General features: G+C 65.7%; 19 protein-coding genes and 1 tRNA gene. 10 read left to right on the top strand and 10 right to left on the bottom strand.

Features of this window, described 5'->3' with window-relative positions; translation table 11 throughout:
• Positions 1-22: 22 nt before the first annotated feature.
• The 4 genes from J2805_RS02420 to J2805_RS02405 form a co-directional block, all read right to left on the bottom strand.
• Positions 23-703, bottom strand: a complete 681-nt coding sequence (locus tag J2805_RS02420; RefSeq protein ID WP_309968587.1) for an L-ribulose-5-phosphate 4-epimerase — start codon at positions 701-703, stop codon at positions 23-25.
• Positions 700-2,499 (bottom strand): ribulokinase, encoded by a 1,800-nt coding sequence (gene araB, locus J2805_RS02415; protein ID WP_309968584.1) that lies wholly within the window; start codon positions 2,497-2,499, stop codon positions 700-702. Before araB ends, J2805_RS02420 begins: the two co-directional genes overlap by 4 nt.
• A 143-nt stretch (positions 2,500-2,642) precedes the next feature.
• Entirely contained in the window at positions 2,643-3,656 is a 1,014-nt protein-coding gene (locus J2805_RS02410; RefSeq protein ID WP_309968581.1) for a LacI family DNA-binding transcriptional regulator, read from the bottom strand.
• Between the two features lie 4 nt (positions 3,657-3,660).
• Positions 3,661-5,238 carry a substrate-binding domain-containing protein gene (locus J2805_RS02405; protein ID WP_309968579.1) on the bottom strand — a complete coding sequence of 526 codons (1,578 nt, stop codon included), beginning with the start codon at positions 5,236-5,238 and terminating at the stop codon, positions 3,661-3,663.
• A gap of 296 nt (positions 5,239-5,534) precedes the next feature.
• Between J2805_RS02405 and J2805_RS02400 the strand changes: the two genes are divergently transcribed.
• The gene (locus J2805_RS02400) at positions 5,535-6,338 is read left to right on the top strand and encodes a dioxygenase family protein (RefSeq protein ID WP_309968576.1); all 804 of its coding nucleotides are present in this window, start codon (positions 5,535-5,537) and stop codon (positions 6,336-6,338) included.
• Positions 6,339-6,453: 115 nt separating this feature from the next.
• Here J2805_RS02400 and J2805_RS02395 read toward each other — a convergent pair.
• Positions 6,454-6,526, bottom strand: a tRNA-Lys gene (locus J2805_RS02395).
• A 223-nt stretch (positions 6,527-6,749) separates the two neighbouring features.
• Between J2805_RS02395 and J2805_RS02390 the strand changes: the two genes are divergently transcribed.
• The 3 genes from J2805_RS02390 (at position 6,750) to J2805_RS02380 (ending at position 9,363) form a co-directional block, all read left to right on the top strand.
• On the top strand, positions 6,750-7,409 hold the full coding sequence (locus J2805_RS02390) for a hypothetical protein (RefSeq protein ID WP_214841962.1): 660 nt from the start codon (positions 6,750-6,752) through the stop codon (positions 7,407-7,409).
• Positions 7,410-7,727: 318 nt separating this feature from the next.
• On the top strand, positions 7,728-8,345 hold the full coding sequence (locus J2805_RS02385; protein WP_309968569.1) for a DUF47 domain-containing protein: 618 nt from the start codon (positions 7,728-7,730) through the stop codon (positions 8,343-8,345).
• A 1-nt stretch (position 8,346) separates the two neighbouring features.
• Positions 8,347-9,363, top strand: a complete 1,017-nt coding sequence (locus J2805_RS02380; protein WP_309968566.1) for an inorganic phosphate transporter — start codon at positions 8,347-8,349, stop codon at positions 9,361-9,363.
• 190 nt (positions 9,364-9,553) lie between these two features.
• On the opposite strand, the gene pstB is transcribed toward J2805_RS02380, so the two are convergent.
• The 4 genes from pstB to pstS form a co-directional block, all read right to left on the bottom strand.
• Positions 9,554-10,333: a phosphate ABC transporter ATP-binding protein PstB gene (gene pstB / locus J2805_RS02375; RefSeq protein ID WP_307048391.1), complete on the bottom strand. Its 780-nt coding sequence runs from the start codon at positions 10,331-10,333 to the stop codon at positions 9,554-9,556.
• A gap of 45 nt (positions 10,334-10,378) precedes the next feature.
• Positions 10,379-11,488 carry a phosphate ABC transporter permease PstA gene (gene pstA, locus J2805_RS02370; protein ID WP_309968562.1) on the bottom strand — a complete coding sequence of 370 codons (1,110 nt, stop codon included), beginning with the start codon at positions 11,486-11,488 and terminating at the stop codon, positions 10,379-10,381.
• Positions 11,489-12,421, bottom strand: a complete 933-nt coding sequence (pstC, locus tag J2805_RS02365; protein WP_309968559.1) for a phosphate ABC transporter permease subunit PstC — start codon at positions 12,419-12,421, stop codon at positions 11,489-11,491. It abuts the gene before it with no gap.
• Positions 12,422-12,617: 196 nt separating this feature from the next.
• Positions 12,618-13,739 carry a phosphate ABC transporter substrate-binding protein PstS gene (gene pstS / locus J2805_RS02360; RefSeq protein ID WP_309968556.1) on the bottom strand — a complete coding sequence of 374 codons (1,122 nt, stop codon included), beginning with the start codon at positions 13,737-13,739 and terminating at the stop codon, positions 12,618-12,620.
• 236 nt (positions 13,740-13,975) lie between these two features.
• Between pstS and J2805_RS02355 the strand changes: the two genes are divergently transcribed.
• Positions 13,976-15,103 carry an FUSC family protein gene (locus tag J2805_RS02355; protein WP_309968553.1) on the top strand — a complete coding sequence of 376 codons (1,128 nt, stop codon included), beginning with the start codon at positions 13,976-13,978 and terminating at the stop codon, positions 15,101-15,103.
• 87 nt (positions 15,104-15,190) lie between these two features.
• Positions 15,191-16,564 (top strand): DNA repair protein RadA, encoded by a 1,374-nt coding sequence (radA, locus tag J2805_RS02350; protein ID WP_307048401.1) that lies wholly within the window; start codon positions 15,191-15,193, stop codon positions 16,562-16,564.
• On the opposite strand, the gene J2805_RS02345 is transcribed toward radA, so the two are convergent.
• Complete coding sequence (locus J2805_RS02345; RefSeq protein WP_309968549.1) at positions 16,554-17,651, bottom strand: LacI family DNA-binding transcriptional regulator; 1,098 nt, start codon at positions 17,649-17,651, stop codon at positions 16,554-16,556. The genes radA and J2805_RS02345 overlap by 11 nt on opposite strands.
• Before the next feature lie 161 nt (positions 17,652-17,812).
• Between J2805_RS02345 and J2805_RS02340 the strand changes: the two genes are divergently transcribed.
• From J2805_RS02340 to J2805_RS02325, 4 genes are all read left to right on the top strand, one after another.
• Positions 17,813-18,679 (top strand): ABC transporter substrate-binding protein, encoded by an 867-nt coding sequence (locus J2805_RS02340; protein ID WP_396134187.1) that lies wholly within the window; start codon positions 17,813-17,815, stop codon positions 18,677-18,679.
• A 120-nt stretch (positions 18,680-18,799) separates the two neighbouring features.
• The gene (locus J2805_RS02335) at positions 18,800-19,588 is read left to right on the top strand and encodes an amino acid ABC transporter permease (RefSeq protein WP_309968542.1); all 789 of its coding nucleotides are present in this window, start codon (positions 18,800-18,802) and stop codon (positions 19,586-19,588) included.
• Entirely contained in the window at positions 19,585-20,367 is a 783-nt protein-coding gene (locus tag J2805_RS02330) for an amino acid ABC transporter ATP-binding protein (protein ID WP_309968539.1), read from the top strand. The genes J2805_RS02335 and J2805_RS02330 overlap by 4 nt, the downstream gene beginning before the upstream one ends.
• Complete coding sequence (locus tag J2805_RS02325) at positions 20,367-21,410, top strand: Gfo/Idh/MocA family protein (protein WP_309968536.1); 1,044 nt, start codon at positions 20,367-20,369, stop codon at positions 21,408-21,410. The genes J2805_RS02330 and J2805_RS02325 overlap by 1 nt, the downstream gene beginning before the upstream one ends.
• Positions 21,411-21,429 lie beyond the last annotated feature (19 nt).

Below are 21,429 nucleotides of genomic sequence, written 5' to 3'. Positions count from 1 at the left end.
AGGAAGCGGGTGGGCTGCGGCGCTACTGGCCGTAGACGTTCTGGTAGCGGGCGTAGAGGGAATCGATGCTGCCCTGGTCGATGGGCAGCGGTTCGCCCAGCTGGCGGGAGATATGGACGGTGCGTGCCACTTCCTCGCACATCACGGCGGCCTTCACGGCGGAGCGGGCATCCTTGCCGATGGTGAACGGTCCGTGGTTCTGCATCAGGACCGCCGGTGACGTGGAGTTCCGGAGGGTTTCCACGATGCCCTGGCCGATCGAGTCGTCGCCGATCAGTGCGAACGGACCAACCGGGATGCTCCCTCCGAACTCATCGCTCATCATGGTCAGCACGCACGGAATCGCCTCGCCGCGGGCGGCCCACGCCGTGGCGTAGGTGGAGTGCGTGTGCACTACTCCGCCCACTTCCGGCATATGCCGGTAGACGTATGCATGAGCCGCAGTGTCCGACGACGGCGAGAACGGCGGGTTGCCCCACTCGCCCTCCGCGGGGACGCCGTAGAGATCGGTGACCACCATGCTCTCGGGCGTGAGGTCGGCGTAGGAGACTCCGGACGGCTTGATGACCATCAGGTCCTCGTCCGGAACACGGGCGGAGACGTTGCCGGCCGTCCAGACCACCAGTTCATAGCGGGTGAGCTCCGCGTGCAGTTCGCAAACCTCGCGACGGACCTTTGCAATGGTTTCCAAAAGGTTGCTCATGCGGACACTTCCTCTGCGGCCGAGTCTGCCGGGACCGCCTTCTGGTGTTGGGCGCCGGTGACACCGGCGGGGGAAGCGGCACCGGCGGGGGTGGCAAACGACGGCCGCGCCGCACGCTGGATGGCCTTGAGTCGGTGCATCACGCTGTTGATGCCGCGGCCGAAATAGTCGTGCAGCGTGCGGTACTCCTGGAAGAGCTTTTCGTAGGCGGCAACATTTTCCGGAATGGGAATATAAATGCTGCCGGGCTCCGAGCCCATGGCAGCCGCGGCGGCACGGATATCCGCGTATTCCCCGGCGGCAACGGCGGCGTGGATGGCCGAACCAAGCGCCGGCCCCTGGGCGGAGCCGATCGTGGACAGCGGCAGACCGGTGATGTCCGCGTAGATCTGCATGAGCAGCCTGTTCTTCAGCAGGCCGCCAGCCACGATGAATTCCCTGACCGGCACGCCCGAGTCGCGGAAGGCGTCCACGATGGTGCGCGTGCCGAAGGCGGTGGCCTCCAGCAAGGCCCGGTAGGTGTCTTCGGGCCTGGTGGCCAGGGTCTGGCCCACCACGACACCGGAAAGTTCGTGGTCCACCAGCACCGAGCGGTTGCCGGAGTGCCAGTCCAGGGCAATGAGCCCGTGTTCGCCGATGGCCTGGCGGGAGGCCAGTTCCGTGAGGTACTCGTGGATGCCCAGGCCTGCGGCTTCCGCTGCCTGGTGGTATTCGGGCGGAACGCCGTTGCTGGTGAACCAGCCGAAGATATCCCCCACGCCGCTTTGGCCCGCCTCGTAGCCCCACAGGCCGTCGACGATTCCGCCGTCCACCACCCCGCACATGCCCGGAACTTCACGCAGCTCCGCACCGTTCATGACATGGCAGGTGGAGGTACCCATGATGGCCACCAGCTGCCCGGGCTCCACTGCCTTGGCTGCGGGCGCTGTAACGTGGGCGTCCACGTTGCCCACTGCGACCGCAATACCCTCGGGCAGCCCGGTCCAGGCTGCGGCCTCAGCCGTCAGGTATCCCGCGGCATCGCCGAGCCGGCCGATGGTGTGTGCCAGCTTGGCGCTGACAAAATCCTTGAAGTCCGGGTTCAGGGCAGCCAGGAATTCCTCCGACGGGTAGCGGCCGTCCTGGTAGATGCCTTTGTACCCCGCAGTGCAGGCGTTGCGGACGTAGTTGCCGCACAGCTGCCACACGATCCAGTCGGCTGCTTCCACCCAGTGGTCCATTTCCGCATAGGTTTCCGGGTCTTCCTCCAGCAGTTGCAGGCCCTTGGCAAACTCCCACTCGGAGGAGATGAGCCCGCCGTAGCGCGGCAGCCAGTCTTCGCCGAGTTCCGCGGCCAGCGCGTTGATGCGATCCGCCTGCGGCTGGGCGGCATGGTGGCGCCACAGCTTCACATAGGCGTGCGGGCGGTTGGCGAATCCGGGCAGTTCGTTCAGCGGCGTGCCGTCCGCCTTGACCGGGACCATGGTGCAGGCCGTGAAGTCAGTGGCGATTCCCACCACGGCGGCAGGGTCGATCCCGGCGTCGGCGACGGCCGCGGGCACCGCCCGGCGGAGGACGTCGCGGTAATCGTTCGGCACCTGCAGGGCCCATTCGCCGGGCAGTCGGGCGGCTGTTCCGTCCGTTGCGTCCGCCAGGTCGGCCGGGAGCGCGTCGGTGACCACGGCGTGGGGGTACTCGAATACGCCGCTGCCCAGTTCCTTGCCGTCCCGAACACGGACCACCACGGCCCGACCTGACAGCGTGCCGTAGTCCACGCCGATCACAAAGCTGTCTGAACCGTCTGCTGTGACGTCCATCAATTCCTCCAATAGTCTCCGCTGCTCTGCGGTTGACCTCAATTGTTAGCGCTAACAAACAACCTGTCAAGACATGGCCTCTACTGCAGGGAATGCCAACGGCAGGAAAGCTCCCGGCCGGACGGGCCGGAGCGTGGGCCGGCTCAGGCCGGCGGTGCCGTGCTTGCCCGCACCACCATGCGTGGGTTGACTACGGTGGTTCCCGCCCCGGCGCCGTCTTCGAGCAAGGCCAGCATCATGTCCATGCACCGGCGCCCCAGCTCTTCGAAGTCCTGCCGGACAGTGGTGAGGGGCGGCATGAAGTAGCCCGCCTCCGGCTGGTCGTCGAAACCCACTACGGAGACGTCCTGCGGCACCCGCACACCCGCTTCGCCGAAGGCCCTGAGGACGCCCAGCGCCATCTGGTCGTTTCCCACGAACACGGCCGTGGCGCTGCGTTCGACGGCGAGCTTCTGGCCGATCCCGTAGCCGCTTCCGGCGCTCCAGTCGCCCTCGACGAAGAGGTCGTCCGCCAGCCCGGCCTCGGTGAGCGCCTCGCGCCAGCCTTCGGCCCGTGCCGCGGCGTCGATCCAGTCCTGGGGGCCGGAGATATGGCCAATGCGCTTGTGGCCCTGCTCAATCAGATGGGCCACGGCAAGCCTGGCTCCAAGCTTCTGGTCCACCATGGCCCCGCTGAACCTGCCTTCTCCGCTCGAGCCGACCACCACAACCGGCACGTCCAGGTTGAGCACCTCCAGCGCCTGCAGCGTTCCCGTGTGCGGCACCAGGGCTACGATCCCGTCCACGCCCTGGTCCATGAAATGGCGTGCGGCATCGGCGATCGAATCAGCGCTGACCTCCCGGAGGGCGGCGATGCTCACGAAATATCCGGCATCGCGTGCCGCCTGCTCCACCCCGAGCAGCGTGTTGGCGGGGCCGTACTGGGACAGCTCGCTGGCCAAAACACCAATGGTGTGGGAACGCCGGGTCACCAGGCTGCGCGCGGCGGTGTTCCGCCGGTACCCCAACTCGGCGACCGCAGCCTCGACGCGCTCCCTGGTTGCCTTGCTCACATTGGGGTGGTTGTTGATTACCCGGGACACTGTCTGGTGGGAGACGCCGGCACGTTCCGCCACGTCTTCAAGTCGCGGAAGGCGCCGCTCGCTGCTGTAGGCCATGAAGCTATTGTGCTCGAGCCTGCAGCGCATCCACGAACACGTTCGGAATATCCTGCGGATTCCTCGCCACATAACTTGTGCCGCCGGTGGCCTCGGAAATCTTCCGGAGCGTCCCTGCGTCGGCGTCGTCAGTGATGCCGATACTGACGATCACCACGGGCTTTGCCGGATCCCGCTCGCGCTCCAGGGCCTCCAGCAGTTCCTCAAGGCTCAGGGAATCCGGGTCTTCATTGGCGCCGTCGGTGAACAGGATCACGCTGTTGACAGCCCGCGCATCGTAATTCGCCTTGACCGTCCGGTACGCGGCCAGGGTCGAGTCGTAGAGTCCCGTGGCGCCGCCGGTCCGCTTATCCAGGCCGGAGATGTCCGCCACCAGCCGCTCCCGCTGGGTGACACCGTCCACCGCTTCCCCCATTTTCCGGACGGGATCGAGCTCCACATAGTCCTGGCTGCCGCCGCCGAGGCCGATCGAGAACGCCCACATCCCCAGCGCGGCGGTGTCGGGAAACAGCTTGCTGCCCGCAATGGCCGCCTGCTGCGTGAGCTGCATGCGGGTCTGGGCACCTGCCGGGAAGTTCATCGAGCCGGAGACATCCATCACCACCAGCGACCTGAAGGGAACGGCCTGGAGGGACCAGCCCTTCAGCGTCCTCTGAGCAGTTTCCGCTGACACGGGCCTGAGGGCGGCAACGCTGCCCACGCCTTGCCGGTCCGGGGTGCGGCTGCCGTCGGCCGGCCGAAGTCCGACGGCGGCGAGCGCCTTTTTTCCGTCCTCGGTTGCCATGGCGGACGCCAGCGCCCGGGCAGCGTCGGCTGCGGCACCGCCCCGCGCCCTGCCCGCGGCAGTGACGGCCACCGGGTAGTCCAGCGACACGGAGCCGGTGTGCGGCATCGATGCTGAAAGCCCGGTCCCGGGAGCCGCCTGCGCGAACGCCAGCCAGGCCTGCTCTGTGACAATCGCGAATCCCCCGGCGGATGCCGCTGCCTCGAGCTGCTTGGCATCGGTCAGCTTTTCTCCCGTGCGCCGGCTCTCGCCCTGGGCGAGCTGGGCAGTCGCGGCCTGGAGCGCCTTCGCGTCCGCGCGGCCGGCCTCCACTTCGGCGAGTGCGCCCAGCAGCGCCACTTCGCCACTGCCGGTCACCAGCGGATCGCTGAACCTGACGCCGGGAGCCTGCAGCGCACTGAGCCATGTGGGGAACCCGGGGACCTCCCCCTGGCGGCCCACAATGACGCCGGGCGTCGAGGCGATGGAGTCCACCGTGATTTCAGGCGCCGCGGCGGTCACGACGCGCTGCACCCGGACTGCCGAATCAGCCACCCACAGGTCCGGGGCATCTTTCCCCGCCGTCACCGAGGCCGCGAGCTCAGGCTGCGTCTGCGTCTCGAAGGTGTACTTGACGCAGGCTTCGGCGGGTACCGCCGCGGCCGCGCTTTGCAGGGCCGGGGCAAGGGCGGCGTCCGCTCCGACGCGGACTTCCACGGGAACGTCACAGCGAGCGCCTGCCAGGGACGGCCGGTTCCCCGTGATCCAGAGGACAGCGCCGGCGGCTACGGCGACGGCCGCCACCACGCCGACAATCATGAGGATCCTCGGCCAGAAGAACGGTGACTTGCGGGGCAAACGGCCGTGACGCTGCGGGCCTGCTGCTCGGCGACCTGACATGGGCGCAATACCTAACTGCTGGGGATCCTGGTGGGCGGTTGGTGTTTGCCGGCCCCTGCCCCTCGCAAGCGGCACCCCAAGATTGGCTGCAAAACCGTCCCAGTATACGTAAGTGAGTGTCCGGCATCACATAGGGACCCCTGCCCGACGCAGGTCTATTAGTTCTTTCAAAAAAATTGGTTGAAGTTTCAAGTAAAACCTCCTAGACTGGAGTCATGACGCAGACACTTGATCGCCCGCCGGTACTATTCCTGAGCCACGGCGCCCCTCCCCTGGCTGACGACGCCCGCTGGACCAGCGAGCTCAGCGCCTGGTCCGGCACCTACGGCAAGCCCAAGGACATCCTGATGGTGTCCGCGCACTGGGAGAATGCGCCGGTGACCCTCAGCGCCACCTCGCGGAATCCGGGTCTGGTCTACGACTTCTGGGGCTTTCCGCAGAAGTACTACGACGTCACCTACGACGCACCCCAGGCTGCGGAACTCGCCTCCGAAGTGGAGAAGCTCGTTTCCATCCACGGCCACCATGTGGAACGTGACGAGGAGCGGGGCCTGGACCACGGCGCGTACGTTCCGCTCGTGGAGATGTACCCGGAGGCCGATATCCCGGTCCTCCAGATGTCCATGCCCACGCTGGATCCCCAGGGTCTGTTCAACCTGGGCAAAACGCTGGCTCCGCTGCGGGACCGCGGAACGCTCATCGTCGGCTCAGGCTTCACCACGCACAACCTGCGCTGGTTCAACCCGGCGGCCGGACCGGACACGGCGCCGCCTTCCGTCTCCAGCGAATTTGACCACTGGGCCGAGGAAACCCTGGCGGCCGGCGATGTCGATTCCATCCTGGACTTCCTGCACAAGGCGCCGGCGGCCCGCGAAGCGCATCCGCGCAGCGAGCATTGGGCGCCGCTTTACGTGGCATTGGGTGCAGCCTACGAATCCGGAGACCTGAACGCCAGGACGGCCATTGACGGCTTCTGGTTCGGCCTGTCCAAGCGCTCCTGGACGCTCACCGGAAAATAGCATCGGCAGCTAGTGCGGGCCAGTAGCGCGAGAGGCAAACTGTTTCCGGACAACAAAAAACCTCCGGCCTCCTGTTACCAGGAAGCCGGAGGTTTTCCACTCTTCGCTAAAAGAGTGGGCCCTGTGGGGATCGAACCCACGACCCACGGATTAAAAGTCCGATGCTCTACCAACTGAGCTAAAGGCCCCAGCTGACTGCCATGAATGCGAGCGGCGAACGCACGCAATCGGACTGTCAGCCAGTCCATTTCTGGACGTTAAATACTGTACCCCACGCCGGGGGCAGCTTTTACACACTTCGGCGCGTGGCGCCGTCGGACATTCAGCTTCGTGTGGCAGCTGCCTCCACTACTCCTTAAGCCGCCCGTCGGCAAGCTCGATAACAGAACAGCACAGGAGTAGCGTGGGGGCATGAGCGAGCAAGCAGGATCCAGGGCCTACGGCGGCGCAAACCGGCATCACAAGCCGAAACCTTTTGCGCCCATCGACTTTGAGCCGTTCGCCGGGGGCGCGGACCCTGCACGCGTTTCCGAGGCAGCGCATCTCGCCGCCCAGGCGCTGGTCCGCCACGGCCGCGACAGCGACGATCCCAAAGTCACCAGGCGCCTCGTCAAGCTCGCGGACGAGCAGGGCCTGGAAGCCATTGCCGAGATGTGGGCCGAAAGCCCGGCACGCTCCCTCCCCGGCGCGTTGTGGCGCCTGTACGCGCTGCGGGCGGCAACCATCCAGGACCCCGAGCGCATCTCCGTGTACTTCAAAGCCGGCAAGGACACGGCGCAGGTGTCCAATGTGGTTGCCGGTGCTGCCGAACCGCCGGGGGCGGACGAAATGAAGACGATGGCGGATGCCATCCTCTCCGGCGCGTTCGACGGCGAGTTCGACGTCGCGCTGGAACGTTCCGCTGCTTTCTGCCGGGTGGTGGCCCTGGGCCAGGCCACCTTGGCCGACGGTGCGGAGCACAGCAACGAGAACCACGCGAGCAAACTGACCCGCAATTCCCACCTCCTGGTGAAGACCGCGGAAGACCTGGAGCACGCGGCCAACGCCTGGCGGCTGGGCGAACTGGACTGACGGCCTGGACGGCGGGGCTCCGCGGCCGCGGCGGCTTCGTAAGTCCACCACTGTTACGCACGGAGGGGCCCGGCTGTCAATGTTGACTTGGTTCAGCCAAAGTAGAAAACTGAAACTGGTGCCGAACCGCGAAACCCCCGGGCTTCAACATTTAGCCGCCTAGAGCGGCCTACCGCCGAGAGGCGTATCCGGTTCGGCACCACTTTTATGCCCGGATACTTCTGCCGGTAAAGTAGTCCCCATGTGCGGGTCAACGTCAAGTCACATGGCCCAGGGGCCACATTCCATGCCTTCGCCTTCCCCCACCGGAACCCGAAGGTGAAGCTCCGACTCTTCCCGCAGGAGCCCGCAGGGCTGCACCTGCTCTCGCAGATGGCCCGCCAGATTGTCCTCGCCACCGGAACGCTGGCTGAAATCCTCGGTGTCCCGGCCACGGAGCACACCCGCCTCGTTGAAGACATGCACGATCACGAGGCCAAGTCCGCTGAGCTGCAGTTCGCGCTGCTGACCCACATGCGCACCAGCTTCGTGAATCCCCTGCCGCGCGAGGACATGTACGCGCTGTCCCGGTACCTCAACGAGGCCATGGAGAAGCTGGACGCCGCCGCGGAGCTGGTGGCCCTGTACAAGCTCGAACGGTTCCCCAAGCGTGCCGCGGACCAGCTGGAGATCATCGCCCGGCAGGCTGAACTCACGGTAGATGCCATGCGCCGGCTGAACAATCTGGACGATCTGGAGGACTACTGGATCGAAATCCTGCGCCTCGCCAAGCGCGCCGAGCGGACGCACCGGGTGTGGGTGGCGGACATGCTCAAGGACATGAAGGGCGCCCCATACGCCCGGAACCGGGACATCGCCAACCAACTGGTGGACGTCACCAAGGACATGCGGCGCATTGCCACCCAGGTAGGCAGCATCATCGTCAAGGAATCCTGACGTGACCGTGTTCTTCTTTGCCGTAGTGGTAGTGGCGACGGCGGGATTCACCTTCCTGAACGGCTTCAGGGACGCGTCAACGTCCGTGGCCCTGGCCGTACGGACCCGGGCGCTGACCCCCACCGTGGCTGTCCTTCTGGCCGCCCTTTTCAACTTCGTGGGCGCGTCGCTCAGCGCGGGCCTGGCGCAGCAGGTGAGCAGAAGCTGGATCTCGCTGCCGGACGGCGAAAACGGCCTGACCATCCTGGTCGCAGGCCTGCTCAGCGCCGTCCTGTGGGGCATCTACACGTGGTGGCGCGGCATTCCGTCCTCGTCTACGCACGCCCTGGTGGGAGGGCTCGCCGGCGCCGGGCTGGCCAGTGTGCTGGTAGGGGGGAACTACGTAGGCGGGGTCAACAACTCCCTGTTGTTCCAGGTGGCGCTGCCACTGCTGCTCTCCCCCGTTATCGCGTTCGTGGGCGCCTACCTGCTGGTGTGGCCGGCCACCTGGGCTGCCCGTTACACACCGCCCAACGTGGTGAACAGCCGCTCCCGCCGGACCCAGGCCATCGCAGCCGGTGCTGTGGCCTTTGGCCACGGCCTGCAGGACGGCCAGCGGACCAGCGCGGTGCTGCTGCTGGCCCTCCTCGCCTCGGGGCTGTCCGACGGCGCCGCCATGCCGGTGTGGGTGGCACTGCTCACCGCCACGATGCTGACCGCCGGAACCCTGGCCGGAGGCTGGCGCATTTCCTACACCATCGGCTACAAGCTCACCCGGATCGATCCGCTGCGCGGCTTCGTAGCCCAGCTCTACAGCTCGGTCATCCTGCTGCTGGGCGCCATCGGGCTGCACTGGCCCGTGTCCACCACGCACACGGTTACGGCTGCCGTGCTGGGCGCCGGCAGCAACCAGGGCTTCCCGGTGACCAACCGCAGGCTGGTGTTGAGGATCCTGGCCTTCTGGGTCTTCACGCCGGTGGTCACGGCGGCGGCCGCCTTCGTGCTGGAGCTCTCGCTCTCTCCCCTTCAGGACCTTTAACGCAGCATCGGTTGCTCCACAGGTGCCGTTTTGAGGTGCCAAAACGGCGGTTACGGAGCAACCGATCGCGCGGGTGGGCCCACGCCGCCAGGGTTCCCTGGCCGAGCTTGCGAGGCTAGGGTGGCGGCGGGTGGGCCCACGCCGCCAGGGTTCCCTGGCCGAGCTTGCGAGGCTAGGGTGGCGGCGGGGATTATCCGAAGCGGCCGGAGACGTAGTCTTCCGTGGCCTTCTGGGTGGGGTTGCTGAAGATGGTGTGGGTCTCGCCCACCTCGATCAGCTTGCCAGGCTTGCCGGTTCCGGCGATGTTGAAGAACGCGGTGCGGTCCGAAACGCGCGCTGCCTGCTGCATGTTGTGGGTGACGATGACCACCGTGTACTGGTCCTTGAGGTCGTTGATGAGGTCCTCGATGGCCAGGGTGGAGATGGGGTCCAGGGCCGAGCAGGGCTCGTCCATCAGGATGACCTGCGGCTCCACGGCGATGGCGCGGGCAATGCACAGGCGCTGCTGCTGGCCGCCGGAGAGTCCGGAACCGGGCTTGGCGAGGCGGTCCTTCACTTCGTTCCACAGGTTGGCGCCCTGCAGGGAGCGTTCCACGAGGGCATCGGCCTCGCCCTTGGACATCTTCTGGTTGTTCAGCTTCACGCCTGCCAGCACGTTGTCCCGGATGGACATGGTCGGGAACGGGTTGGGGCGCTGGAACACCATGCCGATCTGCGAGCGGACGGTCACGGGGTCCACGCCGGGGCCGTACAGGTTGTCCCCGTCCAGCAGGACTTCACCCTCCACGCGGGCGCCCGGAATCACTTCGTGCATGCGGTTCAGGGTGCGCAGGAAGGTGGACTTTCCGCAGCCCGACGGGCCAATGAACGCCGTGACGGACTTGGCCTCGATGTTGATGTTGACGTCTTCAACGGCCAGGAACTTGCCGTAGTAGACGTTCAAATCCTTGACGTCGATGCGCTTAGACATGGTATTCCTTCACTTGCTGGATACGAATTGAATTGTACCGGCGGACTAGCGGCCGGTCTTGGGTGCGAAGGTCCTGGCAATCAGCCGTGCGCCGAGGTTCAGCAGCATGACCAGGATGATCAGCACCAGCGCGGCACCCCAGGCCCGCTGCGAGGAGGGATCCGGGTTTGACGGCGACGTGGGGTTCAGGATCTGGGTGTAGATGAACGTTGGCAGCGAGGCCATCCAGCCGCTGAAGACGTTGCTGTTGATGCTGGTGGCGAAGCCCGCGGTCACCAAAATCGGAGCGGTTTCGCCGATCACGCGGGCAATCGCCAGGGTGACGCCGGACGCGATGCCGGAGATCGCCGTCGGGATGACCACCTTGAGGATGGTCCGCCATTTGCGGACGCCCAGGGCGTACGCTGCCTCGCGGAGCTCGTTGGGCACGATCTTGAGCATTTCCTCGCTGGATCGCACCACCACCGGGATCATCAGGACGGAAAGCGCGACGGCGGCAACGGCCCCCGTTTTGGTCCCGGGTCCCACAACGGCGAAGAAGAAGGCGGCCGCGAACAGGCCGGCGACGATCGACGGGATGCCCGTCATGACATCAACGAAGAAGGTGATGGCCCGGGCCAGCGTGCGGTCCTCGCCGTATTCGACGAGGTAGACGGCGGTCAGCAGGCCCACCGGTACGGAGATGACCGTTGCCAGCAGGGTGATCTGGATGGTGCCGAGGAGGGCGTGGTAGATGCCGCCGAGAACGGGCGCACCCTCTTCAACGCTCTTGTTGTCGAAGGCGCCGGTGACGCCGTTCATGGACGTGGTGAGGAAGCCGGGGTCCAGGAGCCCGGGGAGCCCGTTGACCAGGACCGTCCAGATGACCGAGATCAGCGGCAGCAGGGCCACCAGGAAGGACCCGACCACCAGGCACGTGGCCAGCTTGTCCTTGGCCTTGCGCCCGCCTTCCGCAGCGGCGCTCCAGCCCACTAGGCCGGCCGTGAACAGGATGGCGGAGACAATGCCCCAGCCGAACGCGTTGAAGCCGATCAGGGCCAGGATGGCGGCGCCGATGACCAGGGCGAGGCCCAGGACCACGTACGGGGCGAATTTGGGCAGCTGGCCCTTGGTGAGCGCGGAACGCTTGCGGACCGGGGTGAGGGTGGAGGTCATTTAGTTGGCTCCCGAGAATTCTTTGTGCCGGCTGATGATCCAGCGGGCAATCATGTTGACGCCGAGCGTGATGACGAACAGGACCAGGCCCGCCGCGATCAGCGTGCTCACCTTCAGGCCGCTGGCCTCCGGGAAGTTCAGGGCGATTTCAGCGGCGATGGTCTGGTTGCCGGACTGGATCAGGCTGGTTGTGAGGGCGCCGGAGGAGAGCACCAGGGCCACGGCCATGGTTTCGCCGAGGGCGCGGCCCAGGCCGAGCATCACGGCGCTCACGATGCCCGGGCGGGCGAACGGGAGGACTGCCATCTTGATCATTTCCCAGCGGGTGGACCCGAGTGCCAGTGCGGCTTCCTCGTGCAGCTTGGGGGTCTGCAGGAAGATCTCGCGGCTCAGGGAGGTGATGATGGGAAGGACCATCACGGACAGCACGATTCCGGCGGTGAGGATGGTCTTGCCAGTGGCCGACGCGGGTCCCTGGAATATCGGCAGCCAGCCCATGTTGGCGGCCAGCCAGTCGTAGGCCGGGGAGATTTCCTTGGCCAGGAACGCGGCACCCCAGGCGCCGTAGACCACTGACGGGATGGCGGCCAGGAGGTCGATCACGTAGCCCAGGCCGGAAGCCAGGCCGCGCGGTGCGAAGTGCGAGATGAAGAGCGCGACGCCGATGGCCACGGGGGTGGCGATGACCAGGGCAATGATGGCCGCGATCAGGGTACCGATCACAATCGGCCAGATGTAGGCGAAGAAACCCTCGCCGCCCTGGATCTGGTCCGGGGAGGCCACCAGGGCCGGGATCGCCTGGATTACCAGGAACAGGGCAACGCCAAAGAGCACGGCAAGGATCAGGCACCCTGCGGCCAGGGCGGCTCCGGAAAAGACCTTGTCTCCGGCGCGCCCTGCGCCCCGGGACTGTGTCAGGGAGGTGGTGGTCACAAACGATCCTCTGGGTTCGGATAGAACCGTCTGCCGTATCCGGACCGATCCGGTGTCAGCAGCGGTGAAACTGGTTGTACTTCGGACAAACGCCCAAGTTCCCTGCCCCGCCGGACGGTCTGTGACCGTCCCGTCCGGGACAGGGAACTTGGCTCAGGCTCGTGTTTCCACTATGCCTTGCTGTGCTGCGAATCCCCTAGGACTTGACCTTGATGGTCTCGATGGCCTTGGCAGCCTTCTCCTGGAGGTCCTTGGAGAGCGGAGCCGACTTTGCGGCGTCTGCTGCAGCCTGCTGGCCGGCGTCGGACACTACGTAGGTCTCGAAAGCCTTCACCAGGTCAACGGTTTCCTGGGTGGCATACGTGGAGCAGACAACGTGGAAGGAGACCAGGACAACCGGGTAGGCGCCTTCGATGGTGGTCTTGCGGTCCAGCTTGATGGACAGGTCGTTGGCGGAACGGCCCTCTACCGGCTTGCCGGCATCGACAGCCTTGGCTGCGGCCTCGGCCGAGATCTTGGTGAAGGTTTCGCCCACCTTGATCTGCGCGATGCCAAGCTTGCCGCTGACAGCCGAATCATCGGCGTACGTGACGGCACCGGGGGTGTCGGTGACGGTCTTGACCACACCGGAAGTGCCCTTGGCGTTCTCACCCTTCAGCGAGGCAGGCCATACGCCCGAAGCCTTGTCGGTCCAGGCTTCCGGAGCGGCGGCGGCCAGGTACTCGGTGAAGTTGGTGGTGGTGCCGGAGTCGTCAGAGCGGTTCACCGGAGTGACCTTGAGGTCCGGAAGCGTAACTTCAGGGTTCATGGCTGCGATGGCGGGATCGTTCCAGTTGGCGATCTCTCCGCGGAAGATCTTGGCCACGGTGACGGCGTCAAGCTTCAGTTCCTTGACATCCGGGATGTTGAAGGCAATGGCGATCGGGGAGATGTAGACCGGGATGTTGACGGCACCCTCGGGGCCGCAGGTTTCCTTGGACGATGCGAACTCTTCGTCCTTGAGGAAGGCATCGGAGCCGCCGAACTGTGCGGAGCCGTCCAGCAGGGCCTTGCGGCCTGCACCGGAACCGTCGGGCGAGTACTGGACGTTGGCGCCCTGGTTCGCGGACGCGAAGTTGGTCTTCCACACATCCATGGCTGCGCCCTGGGCGGACGAACCGATGCCGGTCAGCGTGCCGGTGACGTTGGCTCCCGTGGCGGACGGAGCACCGGTCTGGGCCGTGTTCGTGGCGTTGTCGGAACCACAGGCGGTGAGCGCGAGTGCGCCGGCTGCGATGACAGCGAGAGCCGCGTGGCGGCCGAAGCGGAGTGCCTTCACTAGATGTACCCCTTCCAGGGATTTTCTGATGCGTGCCGGACCGGAGACGTCCGAACATAAGAAGTTGCGTACTTTTTGTACCTTTATTGAAGGTATGGGCCCTAGGTAACGGGATGTGGGGACCAAGATGAACGGACGGTTAACGACGGCGGGACATCGGCTTACATGTGCAGCGTCACCATTGCGCACATCACATCTCCGGCCGTAGTGCAACGCCAGTGAATAGACTGGAACGCATGGCCCCCGCGACAGGAATTTCCGCAAGCAGAAGATTCCTCCGAGCCAGGATCCGCACCGGTATGGTCCGGAGCAGGAACTCCCTGGTGCCCGCCATTCAGATGACGGTCTGCGCTGTGGGCGCGTATGCGTTCGCCGAATACGTCCTGGGCCATTCCGGTCCGCTCTTCGCCGCCACGTCCTCACTCATCGCCCTTGGTTTTTCCCGGGACCCGCGGCTGCGCCGGGTCATTGAAGTGGGCCTGGGCTGCACCATCGGCATAGCGGTGGGTGACCTCCTGCTGCACTGGCTGGGAGCCGGGATCTGGCAGGCTGCCGTCGTACTTCTGTTCTCCATCCTGCTTGCCCGCTTCCTGGACAGCGGGACCATCTTCACCACCCAGCTCGGCCTGCAGTCCCTGCTGGTGGTGCTGTTGCCGGCGCCGGCCGGCGGCCCCTTCACGCGGAGCCTTGATGCCGTGGTGGGCGGGATCTTCGCGCTGCTCGTCACCATCCTGGTGCCCAAGGATCCCCGGCGGGAACCGCGGAAGGACGTACAGAAGCTGCTGCATGAGCTTGCCGAGGTGCTGCGTGACTGTTCGTCAGCCCTGGCGAACAGCGATTCCACCGAGGCCTGGCATGCCCTGGTCCGCGGCCGGAACTGCCAGCCGCTGGTGGATGCGATGCGCCAGTCACTGCGTGCTTCCGGCGAGGTGGCCACGCTCGCCCCGGCCTACCGGCGCCACCGCGACGAGATCGACCGGTTGGAGCAGTCGCTGGACTACATCGACCTCGCGCTCCGCAACAGTCGCGTGTTCGCCCGCCGCCTGACCAGCGCCATCAACCACGCCGCGCTCTCCGACGAGGCCACGGAGAACATCGCGGAGGTCCTGCAGGAAACCGCCGCCGCCATCGACGAACTGTCCCTGGGACTGGCCGAAATGCACGAAGGCGCCCGGCGCGCGCACCTTCGGACGTCGCGGCTGGAACTGACCGAGATCGCCGGGCGGCTGCATCCGCGCCTGCTGGACGTCCAGCGCCTCGAAGGCGAAACCGTGGTCATGCTGTTCCGCCCCCTGATGGTGGACCTGCTCGAGGCCACCGGCATGGACTCGAAGGAAGCCCGGGACATCCTCCCGCCGCTGTAACAACGACCGGCGGCCGGGCTCGGCGAAACGGGATCCCGACAGGCCCGATCACCAGTACTGTCAGACTCCCCGGATAGGGTGGAACGCATGGCAACAAAGACTTCCCGGGCGTCCAAGGCGCCCGCCTACAAGTGCGCCGAATGCGGCTGGACCACCGTCAAATGGGTTGGCCGCTGCGGTGAGTGCCAGGCCTGGGGCACTGTTGAGGAAACCGGTGCCGCCGTTGCGCGGACGACGGCGGCAACAACGGTTCTGGAGCCGGCCCGCCGGATCGCCGAGGTGGACGCCACCACGGCAGCGTTTTTGCCCACCGGCGTGGATGAGCTGGACCGGGTTTTGGGCGGCGGGCTGGTACCCGGCGCTGTGATCCTGCTGGCCGGTGAGCCCGGCGTAGGCAAGTCCACCCTGCTCCTGGACGTGGCCGCCAAGTTCGCCCGGACGGCGCAGGACGTCCTCTACATCACGGGCGAGGAGTCAGCGGCGCAGGTGAAGCTCCGCGCCGAGCGGATCGACGCCGTCGCGGATTCCCTGTATCTCTCGGCAGAGACGGACCTGGGCCAGGCCCTGGGCCAGGTGGAGAAGATCGAGCCGAGGCTGCTGATTGTGGACTCCGTCCAGACCCTCAGCAGCGCGGATGTGGACGGCAGCGCCGGCGGCGTGTCGCAGGTGCGCGAGGTTGCCGCTTCCATCATTTCCGCCGCCAAACGGCGCAATATGACCACGCTGCTGGTGGGCCATGTGACCAAGGACGGATCCATCGCCGGCCCGCGCCTCCTGGAGCACCTGGTGGACGTCGTGTGCCAGTTCGAAGGCGAACGGCACTCCAGGCTGCGGCTCCTGCGGGCTGTGAAGAACCGGTACGGCCCCACCGACGACGTCGGCTGCTTCGACCTCAACGAGGACGGCATCCTGGGGCTTACGGATCCGAGCGGGCTCTTTGTGAGCCGCACCAAGGAACCGGTCTCCGGCACGTGCATCACCGTGACGATGGAAGGGCGACGCCCACTGCTGGCCGAGGTGCAGTCGCTCCTCGCTGAAAGCCCCAATTCGCAGCCCCGCCGGGCCACCAGTGGTCTGGACAGTTCGCGCGTGTCCATGCTGCTGGCGGTGCTGCAGCAGCGTGCCGGCTGCCTGCTGCACAAGGACGATTCCTACGTGGCGACCGTGGGGGGCGTGAAGCTCAGCGAACCCGCAACGGACCTTGCGGTTGCGCTGGCAGTGGCCTCTGCGAAGGCACGGAAGCCCTTGCCCATCCGGCTGATCGCGTTCGGCGAGGTGGGCCTGGCCGGGGAGGTCCGTCCCGTTCCTGGCATCAACCAGCGCATCCAGGAAGCCCACCGGCTGGGCTTCACCCATGCCGTAGTCCCGGCCAGCCACAACGGTCCCGGCCCCATCCCGGCGGGCTTCTCCGTTCGGGAAGTTGAGCACCTGACGGAGGCCCTGAGCCTGCTTATCGGCTAGGGGTGGCCTCGCTGGGCAGCTCGGACTTCCGGGGCGCTCCGACTGAGTTTCGCCTGATCAGGCGGGCAGTAAACGTGGGCACCGCTGCGGGTCTGCGGCCTTCGATTTGCCGGATCAGGGCTTCCGCGGCCGCAACGCCCATCTCGTAGACGGGCTGGGCAATGACCGTCAGCGGCGGACTGGTCAGCCGGGTCCAGGCAAAATCGTCGTACATGAGGAATGACACGTCTTCGGGGATGGACAGGTCCATTTCCTGGATGGCCTCGACGACGCTGAGCGCAATGAGGCCGTCCGAGGCGACAACCGCGGTGGCCGGGTCCGGCATAAGCAGGACCTCCCGCGTGATGTTCCGGATGGATTCGGCGTCCCCGGCGTTGAGGCGGACCAGGTCCTCGGGAAGCGTCAGGCCGGAGTCCAGGAAGGCACGGTCCATGCCGTTGACGCGCTCCGCTATCTGCGATGAATCCAACTGGACCCCTTCGCTGTAGGGGACCGCGGACTTAAGCGTGGAGATAAACGCGATCCTCCGGTGCCCGGCTTCAATGAGGTATCGCGTGGATTCGTAGGCCACGTCCGTCATTTCCACGGTCACGGTATCAATCTGGAGACCGTCTGCGGCGCGGTCGAGGAGGACCAGTGGGCGGCCGGAATCCTGGACCCGCTGGAGGTGCTGCGTTTCGGTTGACGAGGCGGGTGCCACAATCAGCCCGTCCACCCGCTTGTCCAGGAGCACCTGGACGGCGTCCACTTCGGCCGCCCGTTCCTCGTCGGTATTGATAAGGATGACGTTGAAGCCGCTCTTCTTGGCCGTGTCGGTGATGCCCCTCGTGGCCAGCCCGAAGTGCGGGTTTTCGATGTCCCCCACCACCACGCCGATGGTGTTCGATTTGCCTGTATTCATGCTGCGGGCGAGTTCATTCGGGCGATAGGAAAGCTCCTCCGCCGCGGCCAGGACACGCTCCCGGACATCTTCGCTCACTGCCCCGTAGTTTCCCAGCGCGCGTGCCGCCTGCGCTTTGGACACGTTGGCGGCCTTTGCCACATCCGCGACTGTTATGTCCCGTCGCCTCGAACCATTGCTGCTCATGTACGCCTTCCGGAGGGGCCTTGACGGCCGGTGTGGCTTGGGTTACATTTTTAGCAACCCACTGTGAGTCCGGTCTCAATCGTAAGTGGTGAGACCGGACTCAGCAAGGGGATTTCGACAAAAGGGCCGATGGCCCCTTGCTCCCAAGATTGGACAATGCTGTGACCAAACGACTGAACTTCCGCCCCGGGGTGATTGTTGCAGCTGCCGTTGCAACCCTCCTTGCGCTCTCCGGCTGCGGCGGATCGACCCCCGCTTCGTCCTCCACATCGGCCGAGAACCCCTACGGCCTGATCCAGCCCGGCACCATCCGGGTTGCCAGCCTGGGCGATTCGAAGCCGTACACCTTCGCTGATGCGCAGGGTAACTTCACCGGCTTCGATGTTGAGCTTTTCAAGGACGTGGCCCACCGCGCCGGCGTAGACAATGTGGTCTTCACCGGCCAGGACTTCTCCGGCCTGCTCGCCGCGGTTGCCAACGGCCAATTCGACGTCGGCGTTGCCGCCATCGGCATTACGGACAAGCGCAAGGAAACCGTGGACTTCTCTGACGGCTACCTCGCCGGGTACCTGACCGTCATCACCACCAAAACCTCGGGCATCACGGATGCCAACGGCCTGTCCGGCAAGCGGCTCGGCGTGGTGCAGGGAACGCTTCAGGAAGCCTACGCGGTCAAGAACTTCACCTCGGCCAACCTGGTGCGCTTCCCGGACAACAACACCGCAATCGCCGCGGTCAACAGCGGCTCCGTCGACGCCCACTTCCTGGACTACGAGGCAGCCAAGGCATACCAGGAACAGCACGGCCTGGTCAGCGCGGCGGACATCCCGTCCTTCGACGCACCGGCCGGGTTCGCCGTCGCCAAGGGGAAGACCGCTTTCAAGGAGGCCCTGAACAAGGGACTCGCTGAAGCGATGGAAGACGGCACCTGGAAGAAGCTTTACCAGAAGTGGTTCCCCGGATCGCCGATGCCCGAGCAGTACCTGCCCAAGGCAGAACAGACGGCTACTCCCGCCCCTAGCAAGTAGTCCGACACAAGCCGATCGCCGGGCACCCTGCCCGGGCAAAGAGTCCGCTGCCAATGACCGGGCTGGCCGCCATCCGCGGCCAGCCCGGGATTCACAAGCTACCTACGTCTGAGAGCAACCATGGACTGGTTCAACACCATCATCCGTACATTTTTCGACTTCGGCGCAATGGCCGAAGTCCTGCCCCAGCTTCTTGGGGTCGGCCTCCTCAACACCCTGATCATCTCGGTCGCGGCGACAATCATCGGGGTTGCCCTGGGCATGATCGTCGCGGTCATGGGCATTTCCCCCTCCAGGTGGCTGCGCGTGCCGGCCCGGATCTACACCGATCTTTTCCGCGGCCTGCCTGCCATCCTCACCATCCTCCTGATCGGACAGGGCTTCGCCCGGCTCAGCCAGTCGATCTTCGGGCCCTCGCCTTACCCGCTGGGGATCATCGCGCTGAGCCTGATCGCCAGTGCCTACATCGGCGAAATCTTCCGGGCGGGCATCCAAAGCGTAGACAAGGGGCAGGGCGAAGCGTGCCGCGCACTGGGCATGAGCTATGCCAAGTCGATGGCCCTGGTAGTGGTGCCGCAGGGCATCCGCAGGGTCCTTCCGGCCCTGGTGAACCAGTTCATTGCCATCGTCAAGGACTCTTCCCTCGTCTACTTCCTGGGCCTGCTGGTCTCAGAGCGGGAACTCTTCCGCGTGGGACAGGATGCAGCCGTACTCTCCGGAAACCTTTCACCGCTGGTCATGGCAGGCATCTTCTACCTGGTGATCACGGTGCCCCTGACCCACCTGGTCAACTACTTCGACAACAGATTCAGGACCGGCCGGCGCCGCCCGTCAGCCCCCAGCAGCGGGCTGAACGAAGTCAAGGAACTCGACGCGGCCTCGCCGCTGATCACCGGGAGCAACACATGAGCCTCGCAAGCAACACCGCCCACACCGCGGCCGCCGCGGGAAGCCAGACATTCCACGGTTCCAGCCTGGAACTGCAGAACCTCACCATGGCCTACGGGGACATCGAAGTACTCCGCAACGTCAGCCTGACAGTTCCCCCCGGAACCACGACCTGCATCATCGGCCCCTCAGGTTCGGGCAAGTCCACGCTGCTCCGCGGCGTCAACCGCCTGCATGAACCCAAAAGCGGCGACGTGCTCCTGGCCGGCGAAAGCGCACTCCAGGTCAAACCTGACCTCCTGCGCGCCCGCATCGGAATGGTCTTCCAGCACTTCAACCTTTTCCCGGACCACACCGCCCTCGAGAATGTTGCCCTGGCGCTCTGGAGCGTGAAGGGCATGTCCAAGACCGAAGCCCGGGAACGCGCCCGCCTCCGCCTCGCCGAGGTAGGGCTCGCGGAGCGCGCCGACCACCGGCCCCGGGACCTCTCCGGCGGCCAGCAGCAGCGCGTCGCCATCGCACGCGCCCTGGCCATGGAACCCGAGGTAATGCTTTTCGACGAAGCAACCAGCGCACTCGACCCCGAACTCGTCAAAGGCGTACTGAACCTCATGGCCGGGCTCGGCCGGCGCGGAATGACCATGCTCGTGGTCACCCATGAAATGGGCTTTGCCCGCAAAGTCGCCGATCAGGTGGTCTTCATGGATGAAGGTGAAGTGGTGGAGTCCGGTACGCCTGCAGATATGTTCGACAACCCCCGCAGCGAGCGCCTTCAACGCTTCCTTTCGGAGGTGCTCTGATGCCTCGTACGCCAACAGCGCCCATCCGGACCGCCGTCGTCGGCTTCGGGGTCTCGGGGCGGGTCTTCCATGCACCGCTGATCGAGGCTGATCGCGGCTACTCCCTCGACGTGATCGTGACAGCGGATCCGGACCGTGCCGCCGAGGCGGCCCGGCGTTACCCGAAGGCCCGCGTCGTCCCGACGCCGCAGGCCATGTTCGCCCTCGCCGCTGACCTTGACCTTGTGGTCCTCGGCACTCCCCCGCTCACGCACCTGGACCTGGCCGCTACGGCCGTAGCGCACGGTCTCCATGTGGTGGTGGACAAGCCGTTCGTCACCACATCGGCTCACGGCGAAGAACTCATCTCCCGGGCGGCCGACGCCGGTGTGCAGCTGACGGTGTTCCAGAACCGCCGGTGGGACGCCGACTTCCTGACGCTCCAAAAGCTTGTGCGGGAGGGTGCCCTGGGTGACATCCGCACCTTCGAGTCGCGCTTTGAATGGTGGCGGCCGGAAGGATTCGGGAACTGGCGCGATACCGCCACGCTGACAGAGGGTGGCGGCATCCTCCACGACCTCGGCGCCCACCTGATAGACCAGGCCATCCAGCTGTTCGGTCCCGTGCAGGACAGCTACGGGGAAACAGCGAGCCACAGTTCCCATCCGGAGGGCGCCGATACCGAAGCGTTCGTGTCCCTGTTCCACGTATCCGGGGTCCGGACAAGGCTGTGGATGAACGGCATGGCCGCCCGAGTAGGACCGCGCTTTCACGTGCTTGGCTCAAGTGCCGGCTACACCAAATGGGGCCTGGACAGCCAGGAGCCGGCACTCGCAGCCGGAATGACGCCGTCGGATCCCTGCTACGGCGTTGACCCCCAGGATTCTTGGGGGATCCTGGGCATTGACGGAGATGCTGCACCCGTACCTGCCGAGCGGGGTGACTACCCCCGCTTCTACGTACAGCTCGCCGCGGCCCTCGCCGGACACGGGCCATTGCCGGTGCAACCCGCCGAATCCCTCGAAGTCCTCAGGATCATCGAAAAAATCCACGCCTTCGCGTAGCTGCGGGACCAACCCGCGC

Origin of the sequence: Arthrobacter oryzae (assembly GCF_031454875.1) — a bacterium.
Taxonomy (GTDB): Bacteria; Actinomycetota; Actinomycetes; order Actinomycetales; family Micrococcaceae; genus Arthrobacter; species Arthrobacter oryzae_D.
Note: the sequence above shows the minus strand (reverse complement) of the source record. Positions and strands in the feature narration are given on the sequence as shown.